The following is a 20,368-nucleotide window of genomic DNA, read 5'->3' as shown; positions in this document are numbered from 1 at the left end:
CGCGGCCGGGACGGGTGAACCGGACGCTGCGCAACCTGCGTTATGCACCTTCCCTTACCAGGTCAGGTTCAGCCGCCCATAGACCTGCCGCCCGTTGAACCCGAACGGCGAGTAATAGGGGAAGGCGGTGACGCCGTTGTTGTTCAGCGTTCCGGGCGTGCGATCGGGATAGACGTCGAACAGGTTCTCCGCCCCCAGCGCCAGCGTGACATTGTCGGTGAAGCGGTAGCGCCCCTCCAGGTCGATCAACGTCTTGCGCCCGACATAATAGTCGTTGGCGACGACCGTCCCCGGCTGGAGCACGTTGCCGTAATGGACCGCACGGATCGTCGCGCCCAGCGCGTCGCGGCGCCAGTCGACCGCGCCGACGATCTTGGTACGCGGCGTGCCTTGCTCGATCGTCAGGACGCGGTTGCGCCCGAACAGGCTGGGAGCGGGGTTCAGCGCCGCGGTGGAGGTGGGAACGCGATCGACCGAGATGTCGTTGAGGTTCGCCGCGGCGCTGAGGTTGAAATTGCCCAGGCTCTCGCTGCGCAGCGTATAGGCCGCGACGATATCGAGCCCCTTGGTCGTGGTCTGGATGCCGTTAATGAAGAAGCGCGCCGCCTGCACATTGAAGGGCGCCAGCAACGCGCCGACCTGCTGGCTGGCGCTGGCGAGGATATTTTCCGACAGCGCGATCTGGTCGCGGATGCGGATATGGTAGCCGTCGACCGTCAGGCTGAACCCGCCGAAGCGCACCACCGTGCCGACCGAATAGTTGCGCGACTTCTCCGGATCGAGCGGAAGCGCGCCCAATGCCTGAGCGATGCCGCTCGACACCGGGTACAGCCCGGTTTCCTGCGGCGGCAGATTGCCGATCACCTGCGTCTGCGTCGAGGTATAATATTGCTGCTGGAGCGAGGGGGCGCGGAAGCCGGTGGATACCGAGCCGCGGAACGCCAGCCACGGCGCGACGTCGTAGCGCGCCGACAGCTTGGCCGTGGCGGTCTCGCCGAAGTCCGAGTAGCTCTCGCCGCGCGCCGCCGCGCCGAGCGTCAGGCGGTCCCACAGCCGCGCCTCGACATCGAGATAGAGGCTGCCGTTGCTGCGGTGGACGTCGACCTCGTTGGCCGGCTGGAACCCGACGAAGCCCTGCGCGCCCGATTGCAGCGCGGCGCGGGCGCCGGGTGCGCGATTGTAGCTTTCGGGCTGACCCGCGCCGATCTCGAACCCCTCGCGGCGGTATTCCGCACCGGCGGCGACGTTGATGACCGCGGCGCCCAGCGTATATTCGCGCGCCAGGTCGAGCCCGGCGACGAGCTGGTCGTAGCTCAGCGAGCCGCTGTCGAAGTTGCGCAGCGAGGCGTTGCCGTAGGTGGTGTTGGCGGAGTCGCGGGTCGCGAAGTCGATCGTGTTGCGCCCGTAGCTGACCGTCAGGTCGGCGTTCCACGCGCCCAGCGTGCCGCGCACGCCACCGGTGGCGGTATAATCCTTCGACCGCGTGCCGATCAGCGGCAGGAAGCCGTCCGGGTAGAGGCCGCTCACCTCGTCGGCGTTGGTGTTGCCGATGCCGGCCAGGCGCGGGAAGGCGGCGCTTTCCGCGTCGCGCTGCTGGAAGCCGCCGTTGGCGTAAGCGGTCCAGTCGCCGTCGCCGAGCGGCACCGCGGCGTTGACGTACACCGTGCCTTGCTCAAGTTCGGGATCGCCGAACCGCGCGCGGATGCGCGGCGCGGACCCTCGCGGATCGATATCGGCGCGGTTGGTCGGTTGCCGCGCGACATATTCGCCCGAGACGGTCAGGAAGCCGTCGCTGCCCAGGCCGAAGCCCTTCCAGCCGGCGAACGTCACCGTTTCACCGTCGCGCACGCTGCGCGAGATGCGCGCGGCGTCGTATTTGGTCGCATAGGTGCCGAAGGTGACGTTGGCGCCGCCGCCCGAGCGTTCCTCACGCAGCCGCAGGTTGATGACGCCTGCGATCGCATCGGAGCCGTATTGTGCCGAAGCGCCCTCGCGCAGCACCTCGACGCGATCGAGCGCGACGGTGGGGATCGTGTTGAGGTCGACCGCGGCCGAGCCGCGCCCGATCGACCCGTTGATGTTGAGCAGCGCCGAGGCATGCGCGCGCGTGCCGTTGACGAGCACCAGCGTCTGGTCCGGCGACAGGCCGCGCAGCGTCGCGGGGCGAATCGCATCGGTGCCGTCGACCGCCGCCTGGCGCGGGAAGTCGATCGAGGGCGCGACCGTCGACAGCGCATCGGCAAGCTCGGTGGTGCCCTGCGCCCGCAAGGCGTCGCCGGTCAGCACGTCGACCGGCGACACGGTGTCGAGCCGGCTGCGCCCCGGCGCGCGCGTGCCGGTGACCACGACCTCGTTGTCGGCCGGCGCCTCGGCAGCCGGTTCCGCATCGCCGGTCGCGGGCGCGGTCTGTGCCGCGGCCGGCATGGCGAGCAGCAGCGCGGCACTGGCGAGCAGCGTGGCCTGACAGGTACGCATGCGATTCCCCTTCGTCTTCTTCGCGTTAAGTACGTCGGGGCAATCTCTACGTCCCTGATGGTGATTAGGCGGCAAGGCTTTGCTTGGCGGGACGTAAGCCGGGCTTGTGCGCTGCGGCATGCGCCGCCGCATCTCGGTCAGTGTTGCGTCATCAGCCGCTCGGCCTCGCGCGCCAGGTGGCTGAGGTCGTAGATGTCGAACAGCTCGACGCGCGGTTCGGTGTCGGCGACGCACAGCGCACCCAGTGCGAAGCCGGCGCGATCGACCAGCGGGATGCCCGCGTAGAAGCGCACGTGCGGGCTGCCGACGACCGCCGGATTGTGGGCGAAGCGCGGATCGTTCACCGCATCGGTGACGATCAGCGGCTCGCCCGGGCGCAGGATGGTGAAGGCGCAGAACGATTCGGAGCGTGGCGTCTCGGCGACCGCGATCCCAATCCGCGCCGCCAGCCATTGCCGGCTTCGGTCGACCACCGAGACCGCGGCGATCGGCGCGGCGGCGAGCGACGCGGCCTGCTCGACGATCCGCTGCAAGGCGTGGTTCGGGGGGCGGCGGGTGATGCCGCAGGCATCGACCGCGCGCTGCCGCGCGGCCTCGTCAGGGGGCAGGGGTGGAAACATCGGGCGATCAGATCGACACGGTGAAGGTCGTGCTCGTGCGGTGCCGCATCTGATCCTCCAGTTCGCGGACGTAGCGCCGCAGGTCGCGCGCGGTCTGCGCATCCGTCGTGGTGCCGGCCAGTCGCGTGGCCACCTGCAATTCCGCCAGCAATTTCTCGGGGCTTGTCATGGCGAGGCCTCCAATTCTGGCAGCAAGTCTGTCGCAATTGTCTTAACAAGTCGTTAAAACGTCGCGAGTGCAGGCACTTACAGCTTGCCTTGTCGCCGGCGCACGGCCGGCCGGCGCTGCGACCGACCGTGCGCGGGGACGTCAGACGTCGAGGTTGGCGACGCTGAGCGCATTCTCCTGGATGAACTCGCGGCGCGGCTCGACCACGTCGCCCATCAGGCGGGTGAAGATCTCGTCGGCGACATCGGCCTGTTCGATCGCGACCTTCAGCATCGAGCGGTTCGACGGGTCGAGCGTGGTTTCCCACAATTGCTCGGCGTTCATCTCGCCCAGCCCCTTGTAGCGCTGGATCGACAGGCCCTTGCGGCCCGATGCCAGGATCGCCTCCAGCAATTGTGACGGACGCGCGACCAGCGACTCGCCGCGGCCGACCGTGACGGTGTCCTCGCCCTCCTCGTCGGTGGCCACGGCGTCCACCGGTGCCTCGACCGCAGCACCCTTCACCGGGACCAGCTTGGCGGCGTGCGCAAAGGTCTCGGCCTGTTCGCTGGCCAGCGTGTGGAGCTTGCGCGCCTCGGCGGAGGCGAGGAACGCCGCCTCGACGATATGGTGGTCGGTCACGCCGCGCCACAGCCGCTCGAAGTGGATGCCGCCCTCGTCGGTGACGCGTGCGCTCCATGTCGCCTCGTGATCGCCCTGGTCGAGGCGGCGGACGACCTCGGTCACCGCGGCGGCGCGGGTGTCGCGCGTCGCTTCCGGATCGAGCGCGCCGCCGAGCGCCAGCGCCTCGATGATGACGGGATCGTAGCGGCGCGGCACGTAGCGCATCAGCGTGCGCATCCGCCGTGCATGCTCGACCAGCGGGCGAAGGTGGGCGCCGGTCAGCTTCTCGTCGCCGCGCTCCAGCGCCATCGCGCCAAGCCCGGCATCGACAAGATAATCGTCGAGCGCGTGATCGTCCTTGAGGTAGACCTCCGAGCGGCCCTTCGTCGCCTTGTAGAGCGGCGGCTGCGCGATGTAGAGGTGCCCCGCCTCGATGATCTCGGGCATCTGGCGGTAGAAGAACGTCAGCAGCAGCGTGCGGATATGCGCGCCGTCGACGTCGGCGTCGGTCATGATGACGATCTTGTGGTAGCGCAGCTTGTCGAGCTTGAAGTCGTCGCGGCCGATGCCGGTGCCCATCGCCTGGATCAGCGTGCCGATCTCCTTCGACCCGAGCATCCGGTCGAAGCGCGCGCGCTCGACGTTCAGGATCTTGCCGCGCAGGGGCAGGATCGCCTGGAAATGGCGGTCACGGCCCTGCTTGGCCGAGCCGCCCGCCGAGTCGCCCTCGACCAGGAACAGCTCGGACTTGGCGGGATCGCGCTCCTGGCAGTCGGCGAGCTTGCCCGGCAGGCTGGCGATGTCCATGACGCCCTTGCGCCGGGTCAGTTCGCGCGCGCGCTTGGCGGCCTCGCGCGCCGCGGCGGCGTCGATGATCTTCCCGACGATCGCGCGGGCGTGCTGCGGGTTCTCCTCCAGCCATTCCGCCATCTTGTCGGCCATCAGGCTTTCGAGCGGCTGGCGGACCTCCGACGAGACGAGCTTGTCCTTGGTCTGGCTGCTGAACTTGGGGTCGGGCAGCTTGACCGAGACGATCGCGGTCAGCCCCTCGCGCATGTCGTCGCCGGTCAGCGACACCTTCTCCTTCTTCAGGAGCCCCGATTTTTCCGCGTAATTGTTGAGCGTGCGGGTCAGCGCGGCGCGGAAGGCGGCGATGTGGGTACCGCCGTCGCGTTGCGGGATGTTGTTGGTGAAGGCCAGCACGTTCTCGTAATAGCTGTCGTTCCATTCCAGCGCGACGTCGATGCCGATCTGGTCGCGCATCCCCGAGACGGAGATGGGATCGGGGAACAGCGGCTGCTTGTTGCGGTCCAGCCACTTCACGAACGCGGCGATCCCGCCTTCGTAGAACAGTTCCACCGACTTCGGCTCTTCGTGGCGCGCATCGGTGAGGAACAGGCGGACGCCGGAGTTGAGGAACGCCAGCTCGCGATAGCGGTGTTCGAGCTTGTCGAAATCGAACTCGGTGATCTTGAAGGTGGCGGGCGAGGGGAGGAATGTGACGCGCGTGCCCTTCTTGCCCTCCGCCGGGCCGACGACCTTCAGCGGTGCGACCGCGTCGCCGTGCGCGAAGCGCATGTAATGCTCCTCGCCGTCGCGCCAGATCGTCAGGTCGAGGAATTCGGAGAGCGCGTTGACGACCGAGACGCCGACGCCGTGCAGGCCGCCCGAGACCTTGTAGGCGTTGTCGTCGCTGGTGTTCTCGAACTTGCCGCCGGCGTGCAGCTGGGTCATGATGACCTCCGCCGCCGACACGCCCTCCTCGGGGTGGATGCCGGTAGGAATGCCGCGGCCGTTGTCGGTGACGCTGACCGAGCCGTCGGGATTCAGCGTGATGTCGATGCGGTCGCAGTGCCCGGCCAGGGCCTCGTCGATCGCGTTGTCGCTCACCTCGAACACCATATGGTGGAGGCCCGAGCCGTCGTCGGTGTCGCCGATGTACATGCCGGGACGCTTGCGGACCGCGTCCAGCCCCTTCAGGACCTTGATCGAAGAGGCGCCGTATTCGCTGGTATTCTGCTGTTCTGCCATGCCGATCCTATAGGCATCGCGGGGCTGTAGCGAAAGGGAAACCTAAGATGCGGCGGCGGCCGGCGGGGGCAGTGCGCGGTCGCGCAGGCCGGCGTAGAGCAGCCCGGCGATCGCCAGCGCGGCGGCGGCGAGCGCCAGCGCCAGCGCATCGCCGCCGGTCGCGTCGTGGAGCGCGCCGAAGCCGACGATGCCCGCGCCGCTGCCGGCCAGCGCGATGACGATCAGCGTGCCGTAGATCTCGCCATAGGCGCGCAACCCGAACAGCCGCGCGGCGAAGAACGGGTAGAGGTCGTTCTCGGCACCGTTCATCACCCCGGCCAGGAACACGCCGGCCGCCAGCGCGGGCAGCGCGAGGCCGGGCACTTGGAGGAAGACGAAGCCGGCCGCGGAAACCAGGGCGACCGCGGCGGCGATGCGTTGCGGGCGGTAGCGGTCGATCAGCGCGCCGAATACCACGCGGGCCGCGATCTGCGACGCGCCGAACGCGGTCAACAGCAGCGCGGCGTCGACGGGGGTCAGCCCGCGATCGATGCCGAACGGCACCAGTTGCGTGACGAAGCCGACGGTGCCCAGGTTGGTGAAAAAACCGGTGAGCCCGAGCCGCCAGAAGCGCGGATCGCGGCGTGCCTCCGCGGCGGTGACGCCCTGCACCGGCGTGCGCGCGGCGGCGCTGGCCGGATCGGGCCGGGTGGTCAGGTCGGCGCCGCGGATCGCCAGCAGCGCGATCGGCATCGCGATCAGCGTGGTGTGGATCGCCAACGCCACGAAGCCGCCGCGCCAGCCCCAGGTGGCGATCACCGCCTCCAGCGCGATCGGCAGCAGCAGGGTCGCGACCGGCAGCCCCGAGGTTGCGATTCCCAGCGCCAGCCCGCGATGGAGCGTGAAGCGCGCCGCGATCAGCTTGCCGTAAGCGAGCGCGCTGGTGCCCGGCACCGTCATCGCGAGGCACAGGACGAGCAGGTGGTATTGCCACAGCGCCCCCGTCTGCACCGCCATGCCGAGATAGGCGGCGCCGAGCAGCGTCATGCACCCCACGATCGCGGGGCGCACGCCGATGCGATCGACGAGGCGGCCGAGCAGCGGCACCGCGAGGCTGCCCGCGAAGCCCAGCCCGCTGGCGGTGGCGATGGCACCGCGGCTCCACCCGAACTCGGCGCCGAGCCCGGGGACGAACAGGCTGGACAGGTTCTGGAACAGCGCCGGCCCGGCTCCGCTGCCGATCACCGCGCCCAGCACGACCGGCCAGCCGCGCTGCCATTCGTGGCGATTCGGCGAGGACGGCGCGGCGGGCATCGCCGTCCGCTACCCGCTGGGCGCCGCCTCGTCATCCCGCGCGCGATCGGGCAGGATCAGAAAGCAGGTCGCGGCGAGCAGCAGCGCGCCGCACCCGAGCGTCAGGGCGGTGCTGTAGCCGCCGGTCAGGTCATGGAGCCGGCCGAAGCCGATGATCCCGAGCGCAGTGCCCGACAGCGCGATCGGCATCGCGGTGCCGTAGATCTCCGCATAGGCCCGCAGACCGAAGAGCCGCGCCGCGAAGAACGGCAGCAGATCGTTCTCCGCGCCGTTCATCAGGCCGGCGAGGAAGACGAGCACCAGCGCCGCCGCCAGCCCGCCGGGCGCGAACGCCAGCGCGACGAAGGCGGCGGCCGAGGCGATCGCGAAGGCGGCGGCGACCGGTTGCGGACGGAGCCGGTCGATCAGCCAGCCGACCGCGAGCCGCCCGGCGATCGCGCTGGCGGCGAAGCTGGCGAGGAGCAGCGCCGCCTGGGCGGGGCGAAGGCCGAGCTCAAGCCCGATCGGCACCAATTGCGTGACGAAGCCGGTGGTCGCGGCGTTGATGAGCCAGGCGGAGGCAACCATGATCCAGAAGCGCCGGTCGCGTCGTGCGGCCGCCGCGCTGCTGCCGGTGGCGGCTGCGGCGGCCACCGGGGCGGGCGGAGGTGCGGCCCGGAGGCACAGCAGGATGGCGGGCAAGGCGAGCAGCACCGAGCCGGCGGCGAGCGCCACGAACCCGCCGCGCCAGCCGTGTTGCGCGATTACCGCGCCGAGCAGCGGCGCGGCGACGATCGTCACCGCCGCGAGCCCGGAGGTGCCGAGCGCGAGCGCCAGCCCGCGCCCGCGCACGAAGCGTGCCGCGATCAGCTTGCCATAGGCCAGGCTGCTGGTGCCCGGCAGCGTCAGCACCAGCAGGACGACGCCCAATTGGTAGCGCCAGATCGCGCGGCCGCCGTGCAGGCCCATCGCCGCCAGCCACAGATAGGCGGCGCCGAGCACCAGCATCGACACGAAGATAACCGGGCGCACCCCGATGCGGTCGGCGATGCGCCCGATCAGCGGCGCGAACACCGCGGCGCCGAACGCCAGCCCGGCGCCGGTGGCGATATCGCCGCGCGACCAGCCGAACGTCGCCTCCAGCCCCGGCGTGAACAGGCTCGACAAATTCTGGTACAGGCCTGGCCCCAGCCCGGCGCCCAGCATCGCCGCGGCCACCACCGGCCAGCCGTTCCGCCACTCGGTCAGCGTGCGCGGGCGGTCCGGGGGGGCGGCGGTGTCGGTCAGCGGTCGGGATCCCGGTGATGAGGAGGCGTGACCGCCCAACGCGGCGCGCGCCGGTTGGTTGTGGGCACGACGGTACCGCTTACAAGGAAATACGGCGCCTACAAGGAAATGCGGGTCGCATCGCCGATCGCGGCGAACAGGCCGGGCTCGGTGCCGGTCATCCACACCTGCCCGAGCGGTTCAAGCCGCGCGAACAAGGCGGCGCGGCGTACCGGATCGAGGTGGGCGGCGACCTCGTCGAGGAGCAGCACCGGCGCGCGCCCGCCCAGTCGCGCGACCAGTTCGGCATGGGCGAGCACGATCGCGAGCAGCAGCGCCTTCTGCTCGCCGGTCGAGGCGGTGGCGGCGGGGCGCGCCTTGTCGACATGCGTGACGATCAGGTCGGCGCGGTGCGGGCCGGCGAGCGTGCGCCCGGCGGCGGCGTCGCGGGCGCGACCGTGGCGGAGTGCGTCGGCGAGCGCGGCTTCGTCGCCCGTCCATCCGTCGAGCGCGATCGCGGCGCGCGCGATCTCGCCCGGCGGCTGCGCGGCGAGTGCGTCGCCGAGCGCGGCGACGGTGCGGCGGCGCGCCGCGTCGAGCGCGGCACCGTGCTGCGCCATCTGCGCCTCCAGCGCGGCGAGCCAGTCCGTGTCGGGCACCGGCTGTGCCAGCAGGCGGTTGCGGTCGCGCATCGCCGCCTCGTAGCGCGCGCCGTCGCGGGCATGGCCGGGTTCGAGCGCGAGCGTCAGCCGGTCGAGGAAGCGGCGGCGGCCGGCCGCGGCTTCGGTGAAGAGCCGGTCCATCGCCGGGGTGAGCCACAGCACCGCGACGCGCTCCGCCAGCGCGGTCGCGGGGGCGGGGGCGCCGTTGATGCGGACGACCCGCCGCTCGGGCGCGGCGGCGAGGGCGCCGGTCGACAGCGTCACGTCGTCGGCGAGCGTTGCGGCAATGCCGAACCCGCCGGGTCCGTCGCTGCGCGCGACCTCCCCCAGCGCGGCGCGCCGCAAGCCGCGGCCGGGGGCGAGCAGCGACACCGCCTCCAGCACGTTGGTCTTGCCCGCGCCGTTGGAGCCGGTCAGCACCACGAACCCCGGCCCCGGCGCGATCGTCAGCGCGGGATGGTTGCGGACATCGGTGAGGACGAGGCGGGACAGCATGGCGGCGCGGACGCTGGTAGGGGCAAAGTGCCGGGAGAGCGACCTGTTTCCGGCGCGGCGGCGCTTATCCCTTCACACGCGACGGCGACCGCGTTTACGTTCCGAGGAAGACCTGACCGGCGCCAGCTGCGTCAGCCCTGACGAGGCTTTTCCGGGAATGGCGAAGGATTTGGCGGCGCGGTCGAGAAAATGGGCTGCGCTCGGCGGCCCGTCGCTGACGTATCTGGTCGAGCAGGTGACCGGCGAGATCGTGCCGTTCTTTCTGGCAAACGGCTTCCGGCGCGTCTCGCGCTACATGGACGATCCGGGCGACGCCATTTCGGCGCGCCAGATCAGGCTCGAGCGCCGCAGGGACGGGAAAATCGAGGGGGTTTCGATCACCTTCGACAAATATCACCGGCCTGCCTTCCAGATCCAGGTCGAGCGCCGGGTGGCGACCGGAACCCAGGACTGGGTGCGGGCCGCGAACGTCGTGAAGCGGCCGGGGCAATATCTTTGCTTCTGGGGCGCGCCGTGGTGGCTGCCGGCGCGGCTCTGGCCCCGCGCCGCGTCGCGCCACGTGGCGGCGCGCGTGCGCGTGCTGTCGCCGGCCACGCTCGCCTTTCTCGATGACGGCCGCGCGAACAGGCACTTGCGGTCGACTGCCGCCGGAACGCTTTGACAGGCGCGGGCTTGCATCGCCGTCGCGCAGCCGCGACAGGGCGGGCATGACGACAGCTGCGACGCGTAACGGCCTGATCCTCGGCGTGAGTGCCTATGTGCTGTGGGGGTTGCTGCCGCTGTACCTGCACCTGTTGCAGGGCGTGCCGGCGTTGCAGGTGCTGGCGCATCGCGTGCTGTGGTCGGTGCTGCTGCTGGCCGTGATCGTGCTGGTCATGCGGCGCGGGGGAGCGATCCTCGCCGCCGCGCGCGGGCGGACGTTGTTGCTGCTATGCGGGTCGGCGGCGCTGATCGCGGTCAATTGGCTCGTCTATATCTGGGCGGTGCAGAACGGGCACGTGCTGGAGGCGAGCCTCGGCTATTTCATCAACCCGCTGGTCAATGTCGCGCTGGGGATGGTGGTGCTCGGCGAGCGGATCGGCACGATCCAGAAGGCGGCGGTGGCGGTGGCGGCCGCCGGGGTGGCGGTGCTGGCCGTCGCGGGCGGCGGGGCGCTGTGGATCCCGCTGACGCTGGCGTTCAGTTTCGGGCTGTACGGGCTGATCCGCAAGGTGGCGGCGATCGATGCGCTGGGCGGGTTGACGGTGGAGACGGCGTTGCTGGCGGCACCGGCGCTGGCGGTGCTGTTGCTCGGCGCCGAGCCGGTGTTCGGGCGCGGGGTGCAGACGGACACGTTGCTGGTGCTGGCGGGGGCGGTGACCGCCGCGCCGCTGCTGATGTTCGCCGCGGCGGCGCGGCGGTTGCGCTATGCGACGATGGGGCTGCTGCAATATATCGCGCCGACGCTGCAGTTCCTGGAGGCGGTGGTGCTGTTCCGCGAGCCGCTGCGCACGGTGCATGTCGTCACCTTCGCGCTGATCTGGACGGGATGCGCGCTCTACGCGCTGGGCAGCCGGCCGCGGCGCGTCATTCGCTAGGATCGCGCCGGCCGAGCCAGGCGGTGGTCGCCAGGTCCATGGTGACATTGCCGACGGTGCGGATGATGTCGGGGATCGTCTCGACCGCCACCAACAGCCCGAGCGGCGCGACCGGCGCGCCGATCGTCCCGGCGATCGGGGCGATCGCGCTGACGTAGCTGACCGTGCCGGGGAGGCTGACCGACCCCAGCGAGGTGAGCGTCGCGACCACCACCGCCACCGCCAGCGTGGCGGGCGGCAGCGATACGCCGAACCACGCCGCGACATAGATGGCGACCGCGAGGTTCATTGCCGGTCCGGTCGCGCGGAAGATCGCCACCGCCAGCGGCAGCGTGACGCCGGCGGTGCGGACCGACACGCCCAGGTCGCGCGCGCCCTCCAGCATGGCGGGCACCGAGGCGAGCGACGATTGCGTGCTGATCGCCACCGCCTGCGCCGGGAGCGCCGCGCGCGCGAAGCGGGTCACCGGGAGCCGCGCGCCGACGAGCGCGACCGGATAGGCGAGGGCGGTGACGATCACCCCGACACTGGAGACGACCAGGATATAGTGCACCAGCGCGCCGAACGCGCCCGAGCCGGCGCGCGCGCCGACCACCAGCGTCAGCGCGAAGACGCCGATCGGGGCGATCCAGAGCACCCAGTCGATGACGACCAGCATCGTGTCGCGCAGCGCGGTGAAGAAGCGCACCAGCAGCGCGCGGTCGTCCGCCGCGATCCGCGCGATCGCAAAGGCGAAGACGAGCGTGAAGATGATGAGCGACAGGAAGGCGTCGCTGGCGGCGGCATGGACGACGTTGGTCGGCACGATCCCGGCGAAGAACTCGCCGAGCGGCGGCACCGCCGGCACCTTCGCGGCACCGACCAGCGCGCCACGCAGCGCCTGCGCCGAGGCGGCGGGAAGCGGCGCGATCGCGAGGATCAGCGGGGTGACCAGCGCCGCGATCGTCGCGGAGGCGAAGAGGAAGGTGACGTAGAGGACGATGGCGCGCCCCGCCAGCCGCCCTGCCTTCGCCGCCTCGGCGGTGGCGGCGACGCCGGTCACCAGCAGCGACACGACCAGCGGCACGATCGTCATCTGCAGCCCGTGGAGCCAGGCGCTGCCGATCGGCTCGGCGATCGCGATCGTGCCGGGCACCGCTGCCGGCGCGACCGCCGCCAGCGCGACCCCCGCCGACAGGCCGATCAGCAGGGACAGGAGGATGCGGGTGGCTTGCGACATACGGGGGATTTCGCCCTTCGACGGCTTGTGGCTATGGAACGGACAAGCGCAAGCGGACGGAAGGTACGATGGCAAGAAAATATTTCGGAACCGACGGAATTCGCGGACTGACCAACGCCGGCGCGATGACCGCCGAGATGGCGATGAAGGTCGGGATGGCGGCCGGACGCCATTTCCTGCGCGGCGATCATCGCCACCGCGTCGTGATCGGCAAGGATACGCGGCTGTCCGGCTATATGCTCGAAAGCGCGCTGCAGGCGGGCTTCACCAGCGTCGGCATGGACGTGACGCTGGTGGGGCCGATGCCGACCCCGGCGGTGGCGATGCTGACCAAGTCGATGCGCGCCGACATGGGCGTGATGATCTCCGCCAGCCACAATCCATTCTTCGACAACGGCATCAAGCTGTTCGGACCGGACGGCTACAAGCTGTCGGACGAGGACGAGCTGGCGATCGAGGCGGCGATCGACGGCGAGGTCGCGCTGGCGCCGGCCGGCGAGATCGGGCGCGCCAAGCGGATCGACGATGCGCGTGGGCGCTATATCCATTTCGCCAAGTCGACCTTTCCCAGCGACCTGCGGCTCGACGGGATGAAGGTGGTCGTCGATTGCGCGAACGGCGCCGCCTATCAGGTCGCGCCCGAGGCGTTGTGGGAGCTGGGCGCGGATCTGGTGCAGATCGGCGTCAATCCCAACGGCCTGAACATCAACGACCAGATCGGATCGACCCACCCGCAAGCGCTGTCGAAGGCGGTGGTCGAGCACGGTGCCGACATCGGCATCGCGCTGGACGGTGACGCCGACCGGCTGATCGTGGTCGACGAGAAAGGCCGGGTGATCGACGGCGACCAGTTGATGGCGACGATCGCGGCGGGCTGGGCGCGCGCCGGGCGGCTGGCGGGCGGCGGGCTGGTCGCGACCGTGATGTCGAACCTGGGGCTGGAGCGGCATCTGAAGGCGCAGGGACTGGGGCTGATCCGGACCGCGGTGGGCGACCGCCACGTGCTGGAGGCGATGCGGCGGCGCGGGTACAATGTCGGCGGCGAGCAGTCGGGGCATATCATCCTGAGCGACTATGCGACCACCGGCGACGGGCTGGTCGCCGCGCTGCAGGTGCTGGCCGAGGTGTGCCGCGCGGGCGCGTCGGCCAGCGAGGTGCTGCACCGGTTCGAGCCGTTGCCGCAATTGCTGAAGAACGTGCGCTTCGCCGGCGGCAAGCCGCTCGACACGGCGGCGGTGAAGGCCGTGATCGCCGATGCCGAGGCCGAACTGTCGGGCCGGGGGAGACTGGTGATCCGGCCATCGGGAACCGAGCCGGTGATCCGGGTGATGGCGGAAGGCGACGATCCCGCACAGGTCGAGCAGGTCGTCGACCGCATCTGCGACGCGGTGCGGGCGGCGGCTTAGCCCGCTGAACCGTCACCCCGGCACCGCCGATGCCGGGGTGACGGTCGCCGTCAGTGCGCCGGGGCGGCGACGCGGCCGGTGCGCTCCAGCTTGCCCCAGCCCACGACCATCCCGCGCACCGCCGAGGAGATCGCACGGATGACGACCCCGTACATGATCTGGCGATAGACCAGCCGCTGCGCGATGAGCAGCAGGGCGGGGTAGCGGGCCTTGTTGCCGTCCAGCCGATAGGCGATCCAGCCGCACACGACCTCGACCGCGGTGAAGGCCAGCCAGTAGAGACCCATCTTGCTGACGTCGCCGCTGGTCTGCGCCCAGCCGTGCTGGTGGATGCGCAAGGCGGTGCCGACGATCGACATCACCAGCGTCAGGTCGATCAGCGGCGAGATGGCGGCGAACAGGATCTGGAACAGCCACGCCTGCGGCAGGCCGACCAGCGCGAGGCCGGAGGGCTTGCGCGTGCGCAGGATCGCGCGGTGCTTCCACAGGCATTGCAGCGTGCCGAAGGCCCAGCGGTAACGCTGCTTGGCGAGCGCGCGGAACGTCTCGGGCGCCTCGGTCCATGCCACCGCGCGGGGATCGTAGGTGACGCGCCAGCCAGCGCGCTGGATCGCGATCGTGAGATCCTGATCCTCGGCCAGCGTATCCTCGGGATAGCCGCCCACCGCATCGAGCGCGGCGCGCCGCCATGCGCCGACCGCGCCGGGGACGACCGTCATCGCATCGAACCCGGCAAGCGCGCGGCGCTCCAGATTCTGCGCGGTGATATATTCGATCGCCTGCCAGCGGGTGACGAGGTTCACGCGGTTGCCGACCCGCGCATCGCCCGCCACCGCGCCCAGTCGCGGGTCGGCGAACCAGCGGACGAGGCGCGCGATGGTCTCGGGCTCGAACTGCGTATCTGCGTCGAGCGCGATGACGACCTCACCGGTGGCCTGGAGAAGCGCGCGATTGAGCGCCGCGGCCTTGCCGCCGTTCTCCAGCGTCAGCAGCGTGACGCGCGGATCGTCGGCGAAGGCGGCGCGTACCGCGGCGCTGGTGCCGTCCTTCGACCCGTCGTCGGCGACGATCACCTGCAGGTCCGGATAGTCGCTGGACAGCACGCGCGCGACCGAGCTGGCGATCACCCGCTCCTCGTTATAGGCCGGGATGATGACCGAGACGGTCGGCGTGTAATGCGGCGGCTCGCCGCGCCGCCGGCGGCTCTGGATCCAGGCGAGCACCGCCATCAGCACCGCGCGCGCCATGCCGAGCCCGATCGCGAGATAGGACAGCCAGCCGATCAGCGCGACGACGCCGGCGAGCACCACGAACATGGCGACATCGGCGCGCACCGCCAGCAGGTCGCGGCCCTCGACCTTCGGCATCGCCTGCGCCTGATCGAGGCCCGCCAGCTGCGACACGGTGACGAACCGATAGCCCTCCGCTTTCAGCGCCGCGATGATCCGCGGCAGCGCCGCGACCGTCTCCGAGCGGTCGCCGCCGCCGTCGTGCAGCAGGATGATGTTGCCCGAGTTCGTCGGGGTGGCGTTACGGACCTGATCGAGCACCTGGTTCACGACGTGATCGGTACCGGGACGCGCCCAGTCGTCGGGATCGACGTGCAGGCCGGTGACCGTGTAGCCCAGGTTCTGCGCGATCAGCGCCGGCCCGAGTTCGTCGGTGGTGGTCGGTTCCGCATCGCCGAAGTAGGGCGCGCGGAACAGCGTCATGCGCCGACCGGTATAGGCCTCCACCAGCCGCTGGGTCGTGTTGATCTCCAGTCGGGCCTGCCGGTCGGACACCGCGGCGAGATTGGGGTGGCTGTAGGTGTGATTGCCGATTTCGCCGCCATCGGCGACGATACGGTTGAGCAGGCCGGGTTCCTCCAGCGCGTTCTGCCCGATGACGAAGAAGGTGCCGGGCACGTGCGCCTGTTCCAGTTCGCGCAGGATCTTCGGCGTCCAGGTCGCATCGGGGCCGTCGTCGAAGGTGAGCGCCAGCAGCTTGGGGTTCTGCGCGCCGGTGCGCTGGACGACGTACGGCGTCGGCAGCACGGGGTACTTCTCATCGACGAGTATCCCCTGCGGGTTGCGCGTCACGCGCCGCACGCCGGGTGTCGGCGTGGCGGTGATGCGCAGGATCTCCCCCGATCCCTCGACATCGGCGTTCAGCAGCGCACGCGGGGTCGACAGGTCGGGGGTGCCGCCGGTCCGCCACGCGGTCAGGTCCGCCCAGAAGCCGGGATCCTCGCTGCCGAGCCGCCACAAAGCGATATCGTCGATGCCGAGTTGCTTGAGCGCGACCATCTCGTTCCAGCTGCTGGCCGCGTCGAGCATCCAGATCGTGTGGCGCTGCCCGTCCTCGTCATAGGCGAAGCCGGCGTTGCCCGAGTTCCGGTCGAAGGTCACCGTCGCCTGGCTGTCGTGCGCGGCGAGCCAGGCGTCCTCGATCGACAGCGCGTCGGTGTCGTCGCCGTGCCAGTCGTAGCCGTAGCTGCCGAGCGCCACGACCAGCTTGTCGCGGCCGATGGTGCGCATCGCCCTGGCGACCTGATCGACGAACCACGACTGGCCGGCGATCGGACCGGGGGTGCCGCCCTCCCAATGCTGGTCATAGGCCATGAAGATCAGCTTGTCCGACACGCGCGCGAACGCGGCGAGCGGCCAGGCGTCGTCCTCCGCCGGCACGGTCACCGCCAGCGGCGCGCCCTTGGGCAGCGCGGCGCGCAGCGTGCGCAGGAAGCGCAGATAGTCGGGCATCGCCCTGGCGGGCAGCGTCTCGAAATCCATGACCAGCCCGGCGCGGTGCGTCGCGGCGACATAGCGGCCGAGCTTGCCCGCGAAGGCGGATGCCGCGCGCGGATCGTGGAGCAACGCGGCAGCGCCGGCGCCGTCCCAGTCGCTGTCGCCGAAGTTCTGCACCATCGGCAGCACCTTGGGCGCGTGCTTCATCGCGGCGATCATGCGGTCGAACTGCGGATCGGGCTGCACCTGCACCCGGTGTCCGGCACCAAAGACGCTGATCGTCGCCGGCACCACCCAGTCGAGGCTCGCACTGTGGCGGCGCAGCGATGCGATGCTGGCGTCGTCGCCCGGTACGTAGAAGCCGACCGACAGCGGCGTGTGCGGATCGACGGCGGCGCGGTGGTGCGGCAGCCAGCCGGCCAGCCCGCGGCCCAGCGACGCCTCGGTCCGCAAGGCCGCCGCGCGCGGTTGCGGCAGCGGGAGCGCGAGATCGCGCCCGCGCGGCACGCGCACCAGCGTCAGCGCGAAGACCGCGGCACTGACCATGATGACGACCAGCAGGACCGCGAGCACGCGCTTCGACATCCGGCTGCGCCGGCCGGTGGGATCGAAGAAAATGGGGCGGGTCATGGCTCAGCAAGCCTCCCCGATTGCCGCGGCGGCGGTCGTCACGATCACGTCTCAAGCTCCCGGCGGGCATCGTGCCCGATGCCTGCCCGTCTAGGCGCGCGTCGATGGCGGCGGCGTGATGGCAATGTTACGGTTCGGTCATCCGCCAACATGACGGATCGGTCATCTGCGGAACACCTTGCGTGGAGGAACAGCGCGTTAGGCACGATGCAGGAGGTTCCTGCCATGACGACCGTGCCGACCCGACGCCGTCCCGGGCGCAGCGACCCCGATCTGCGCGCGATCGGGCTGCTCGCGCTGGCGATGATGCTGGCTGCGGCGATCGTCGCGGCAGTGTGGACGCGCACGCTGGGCGCGCACGGGCCGAGCGCGCGCGGCGGCGAGACCATCGGTGCGACCTTCGCGTCGGTCGCCGACGACGCGGTGGTGGTCGACAGCGTGCGCGCCGACGGCGCTGCACGGCGCGGCGGGATGCTGGTGGGGGACGTGATCGAAGCGGTCGACGGCGCTCCGATGGCGACCGTCGAGGCGGTCGACCACGCGTTGCAGGGCGAGAGGCTCGACATTCGCGTCCGGCGCGGCAAGAGGGAGATCGATCTTCACCTGAATGCGAGCGGAGGGGGCGCGCATGGCCAACAAGATCCTGTTGATCGAGGATGACGCGGCGACCGCCGATTTCGTCGCGCGCGGGCTGAGCGAGGAAGGCTTCGTCGTCGATCGCGCCGACAACGGGCGCGACGGGCTGTTCCACGCCACCGACGGCAGCTACGATTGCATCGTGCTCGACCGGATGCTGCCGGGGATCGACGGCATGGGGGTGCTGGGCGCGGTGCGCGCGGCGGGGATCGAGACGCCGGTGATCGTGCTGTCGGCGCTGGGCGCGGCGGAGGACCGCATCCACGGGCTCACCAACGGCGCCGACGATTACCTGACCAAGCCGTTCGCCTTCGTCGAGTTGCTGGCACGCATCCGATTGCTGATCCGGCGCGGGGGGGGCGAGCAAGCCCGTCGAGACCGTCCTGCGCTGCGGCGAGCTGGAGATGGACCTGCTGGCGCGACGCACCAAGCGCGCGGGCAAGCAGATCGACCTGCAACCGCGCGAGTTCCGGCTGTTGGAGTTCATGCTGCGCCACGTCGACCAGGTCGTGACGCGCACCATGCTGCTGGAGGGCGTGTGGGACTATCACTTCGATCCCGGCACCAACGTGATCGACGTCCATCTCAGCCGGCTGCGCAAGAAGGTGGACGAAGGCTTCGACCGCCCGCTGCTGCATACCGTGCGCGGCGCGGGCTATCGGCTCGGGCTGGAGCCCTAGGGCGGGGCGATGTTCCGCTCGGCCACCTTTCGCTTCGCGGCGCTCGTCTTTCTCTTGCAGGTGGTGAGCGCGGCGGCGCTGATCGTGACGATCGGCGCGGCGGTGCGGCAGCAGCTGGGGGCCGAGACAAGGCGGACGGTGCGCGTCTTGCGCGACGACCTGCGCGCCGCGCACGCCGCCGGCGGGCTGGCGGGGCTGACCCGCGAGGTGACCCTGCGGACCGGGCGGCTGGTGACCCCGGGGACGGTGCTGTTGCTCGCCGACGCCGCCGGCGTGCGGATCGCTGGCAATCTCGACGCCTGGCCGCCGAGTGTCGTGCCGGGGACGGGAACGCGCGAGGTGACGCTCTACCGCAGCGGTCAGGTCGCCGCCGAGCCGATGCATGTCGAGGCGGTCGGGCTGCCGCACGGATCGCGGCTGCTGGTCGGGACGACGGTCGCGGGGGAGTTGCGCGCGGTGCGGCTGCTGGAGCGGGTGAGCGGGATCGCGTTGTCGCTGGCGCTGATGTTCGCAGCGCTGGCGGCGTGGATCACCGCGCGGATGATCGTCGCGCGGCTGGAGGAACCGCTGGCGGCCTTGAACGCCGTGGCGGCGGGCGATCTGCGCGCGCGGGTGCCCGACGACGGCACGCGCGACGCGTTGGCGGCCCTGGGGACCGCGATCAACGGCGCGCTGGAGCGCGTCGAGACGCTGATGACCGAGCTGCGCGTGGCAACCGACGGGCTGGCGCACGACCTGAAATCGCCATTGACCCGGATGCGCGTCGTACTGGAGCGGGCGGCGGCGGAGGTGCGCGAGCCGGCGGCGCTCGACTCGATCGATCGCGCGCTGGCGGAGGCCGACCGGCTGTTCGCGATGGTACAGACCGCGCTCAGCATCTCGCGCGCCGAGGCGGGGATCGGGCGCGAGATGTTCGTCGGCGTCGATCTGGCGGCGGAACTGGCCGGCGTCGCCGAAATGTATGCGCCAGTGGTCGAGGACGCCGGGCGGTCGCTGGCACTGGACGTCCCCGGGTCCGTGCCCGCGACGGTGCACCGCGAGCTGCTGGCGCAGGCGATCGGCAATCTCATCGACAATTCGCTCAAATATGGCGCGGGGCCGATCACCTTGACGCTGGCCGGAGAGGGGGCGCTGACCGGCATGGGTGAGCAGGTGCGCGTGACGGTCGCGGATCGCGGGCCGGGCATCCCGGCGGCGCGGCATGACGACGCGTTGCGCCGCTTCGGGCGCCTCGACGAGGCGCGCAGCGGCACCGGCGCCGGGCTCGGCCTGTCGCTGGCCGCGGCAGTGGCGCGGCTGCATGGCGGAACCCTGTCGCTGGGCGATGCCGCGCCGGGGCTTGCGGTGACGCTGAACCTCCGACGGTAGTCCGCGTTGGAGGCGAGATCAGTCGGAGGAGATCTGCGATGCCCGCTAAGTCAGCCGCACAGCAAAAGGCGGCCGGTGCCGCGCTCAGCGCCAAGCGGGGCGATCAGCCGACGTCGAAGCTGACGGGCGCATCGAAGGAGATGGCGTCGTCGATGACCGAGGCGCAGCTGGAGGAGTTGGCATCCACGAAGCGGAAGGGGAAGCCTGAGCACAAAAGAGGCGATTGAGGGCGCCACAACGGCCCTCACAGGCCCTCGATCCACTTTTTTGCAAGAAAAGCGAAAAAAGGGCTTTACGTCCCGAAACGCCGCCCCTAGATGGGTGTCACCGCAGCGGCGGACCGGATCTTTCCGGTTCTGGATCGCCGCCGTGATCGCAAGAACGGGCACTGGCCTCATCCACCGCAGGGTGGGATCGAGGATGGTGCCGGTTTTTGCCGCTCTTTGACATTGTAGGTTAAGATGAAGGGACATGTGGGCGGCGGCTCTGCGGGTCTTGTGCATTCAAGGTGCATGGGGGTCGATAGAAGCTAT

15 protein-coding genes and 1 pseudogene are annotated in these 20,368 nt (G+C 70.5%); 7 read left to right on the top strand and 9 right to left on the bottom strand.

What is annotated here, in order from left to right:
- Positions 1–54: 54 nt before the first annotated feature.
- The 7 genes from J2Y58_RS16715 to recF form a co-directional block, all read right to left on the bottom strand.
- Positions 55–2,475, bottom strand: coding sequence for a TonB-dependent receptor (locus J2Y58_RS16715; protein ID WP_310105546.1), 2,421 nt, complete (start codon positions 2,473–2,475; stop codon positions 55–57).
- A gap of 137 nt (positions 2,476–2,612) precedes the next feature.
- Positions 2,613–3,095 carry a GAF domain-containing protein gene (locus J2Y58_RS16710; RefSeq protein WP_310105544.1) on the bottom strand — a complete coding sequence of 161 codons (483 nt, stop codon included), beginning with the start codon at positions 3,093–3,095 and terminating at the stop codon, positions 2,613–2,615.
- A 7-nt stretch (positions 3,096–3,102) separates the two neighbouring features.
- On the bottom strand, positions 3,103–3,264 hold the full coding sequence (locus J2Y58_RS16705) for a hypothetical protein (RefSeq protein ID WP_310105541.1): 162 nt from the start codon (positions 3,262–3,264) through the stop codon (positions 3,103–3,105).
- 141 nt (positions 3,265–3,405) lie between these two features.
- Complete coding sequence (gene gyrB, locus J2Y58_RS16700; RefSeq protein ID WP_310105538.1) at positions 3,406–5,898, bottom strand: DNA topoisomerase (ATP-hydrolyzing) subunit B; 2,493 nt, start codon at positions 5,896–5,898, stop codon at positions 3,406–3,408.
- Positions 5,899–5,940: 42 nt separating this feature from the next.
- Positions 5,941–7,191, bottom strand: a complete 1,251-nt coding sequence (locus tag J2Y58_RS16695) for an MFS transporter (protein WP_310105535.1) — start codon at positions 7,189–7,191, stop codon at positions 5,941–5,943.
- Between the two features lie 9 nt (positions 7,192–7,200).
- Positions 7,201–8,496: an MFS transporter gene (locus tag J2Y58_RS16690; RefSeq protein WP_310105532.1), complete on the bottom strand. Its 1,296-nt coding sequence runs from the start codon at positions 8,494–8,496 to the stop codon at positions 7,201–7,203.
- 59 nt (positions 8,497–8,555) lie between these two features.
- On the bottom strand, positions 8,556–9,593 hold the full coding sequence (gene recF / locus J2Y58_RS16685; RefSeq protein ID WP_310105530.1) for a DNA replication/repair protein RecF: 1,038 nt from the start codon (positions 9,591–9,593) through the stop codon (positions 8,556–8,558).
- On the opposite strand from recF, the gene J2Y58_RS16680 reads away from it, so the two are divergent.
- Both J2Y58_RS16680 and rarD read left to right on the top strand, forming a co-directional pair.
- Entirely contained in the window at positions 9,592–10,254 is a 663-nt protein-coding gene (locus tag J2Y58_RS16680; RefSeq protein ID WP_310105528.1) for a hypothetical protein, read from the top strand. The two genes, recF and J2Y58_RS16680, sit on opposite strands and share 2 nt — an antisense overlap.
- Positions 10,255–10,300: 46 nt before the next feature.
- Positions 10,301–11,170 carry an EamA family transporter RarD gene (gene rarD / locus J2Y58_RS16675; RefSeq protein WP_310105525.1) on the top strand — a complete coding sequence of 290 codons (870 nt, stop codon included), beginning with the start codon at positions 10,301–10,303 and terminating at the stop codon, positions 11,168–11,170.
- On the opposite strand, the gene J2Y58_RS16670 is transcribed toward rarD, so the two are convergent.
- Positions 11,160–12,389, bottom strand: coding sequence for a cation:dicarboxylate symporter family transporter (locus J2Y58_RS16670; protein WP_310105522.1), 1,230 nt, complete (start codon positions 12,387–12,389; stop codon positions 11,160–11,162). The genes rarD and J2Y58_RS16670 overlap by 11 nt on opposite strands.
- A gap of 68 nt (positions 12,390–12,457) precedes the next feature.
- Between J2Y58_RS16670 and glmM the strand changes: the two genes are divergently transcribed.
- Positions 12,458–13,795 (top strand): phosphoglucosamine mutase, encoded by a 1,338-nt coding sequence (gene glmM, locus J2Y58_RS16665; protein WP_310105519.1) that lies wholly within the window; start codon positions 12,458–12,460, stop codon positions 13,793–13,795.
- A 50-nt stretch (positions 13,796–13,845) separates the two neighbouring features.
- Here glmM and J2Y58_RS16660 read toward each other — a convergent pair whose 3' ends face one another.
- Entirely contained in the window at positions 13,846–17,151 is a 3,306-nt protein-coding gene (locus J2Y58_RS16660) for a glycosyltransferase (RefSeq protein ID WP_310105512.1), read from the bottom strand.
- Between the two features lie 225 nt (positions 17,152–17,376).
- Between J2Y58_RS16660 and J2Y58_RS16655 the strand changes: the two genes are divergently transcribed.
- From J2Y58_RS16655 to J2Y58_RS16640, 4 genes and pseudogenes are all read left to right on the top strand, one after another.
- Positions 17,377–17,811, top strand: a complete 435-nt coding sequence (locus tag J2Y58_RS16655) for a PDZ domain-containing protein (protein ID WP_310105510.1) — start codon at positions 17,377–17,379, stop codon at positions 17,809–17,811.
- Positions 17,780–18,467, top strand: a pseudogene (locus J2Y58_RS16650) (winged helix-turn-helix domain-containing protein). Before J2Y58_RS16655 ends, J2Y58_RS16650 begins: the two are co-directional and overlap by 32 nt.
- A 9-nt stretch (positions 18,468–18,476) precedes the next feature.
- On the top strand, positions 18,477–19,835 hold the full coding sequence (locus J2Y58_RS16645) for a HAMP domain-containing sensor histidine kinase (RefSeq protein ID WP_310105508.1): 1,359 nt from the start codon (positions 18,477–18,479) through the stop codon (positions 19,833–19,835).
- Positions 19,836–19,873: 38 nt separating this feature from the next.
- Positions 19,874–20,062 carry a DUF3008 family protein gene (locus J2Y58_RS16640; protein ID WP_310105505.1) on the top strand — a complete coding sequence of 63 codons (189 nt, stop codon included), beginning with the start codon at positions 19,874–19,876 and terminating at the stop codon, positions 20,060–20,062.
- Positions 20,063–20,368: the final 306 nt, after the last annotated feature.

It is taken from the genome of Sphingomonas sp. BE138, from assembly GCF_031456125.1.
GTDB lineage: Bacteria > Pseudomonadota > Alphaproteobacteria > Sphingomonadales > Sphingomonadaceae > Sphingomonas.
This window is presented reverse-complemented; position numbering and strand designations above follow the sequence as displayed.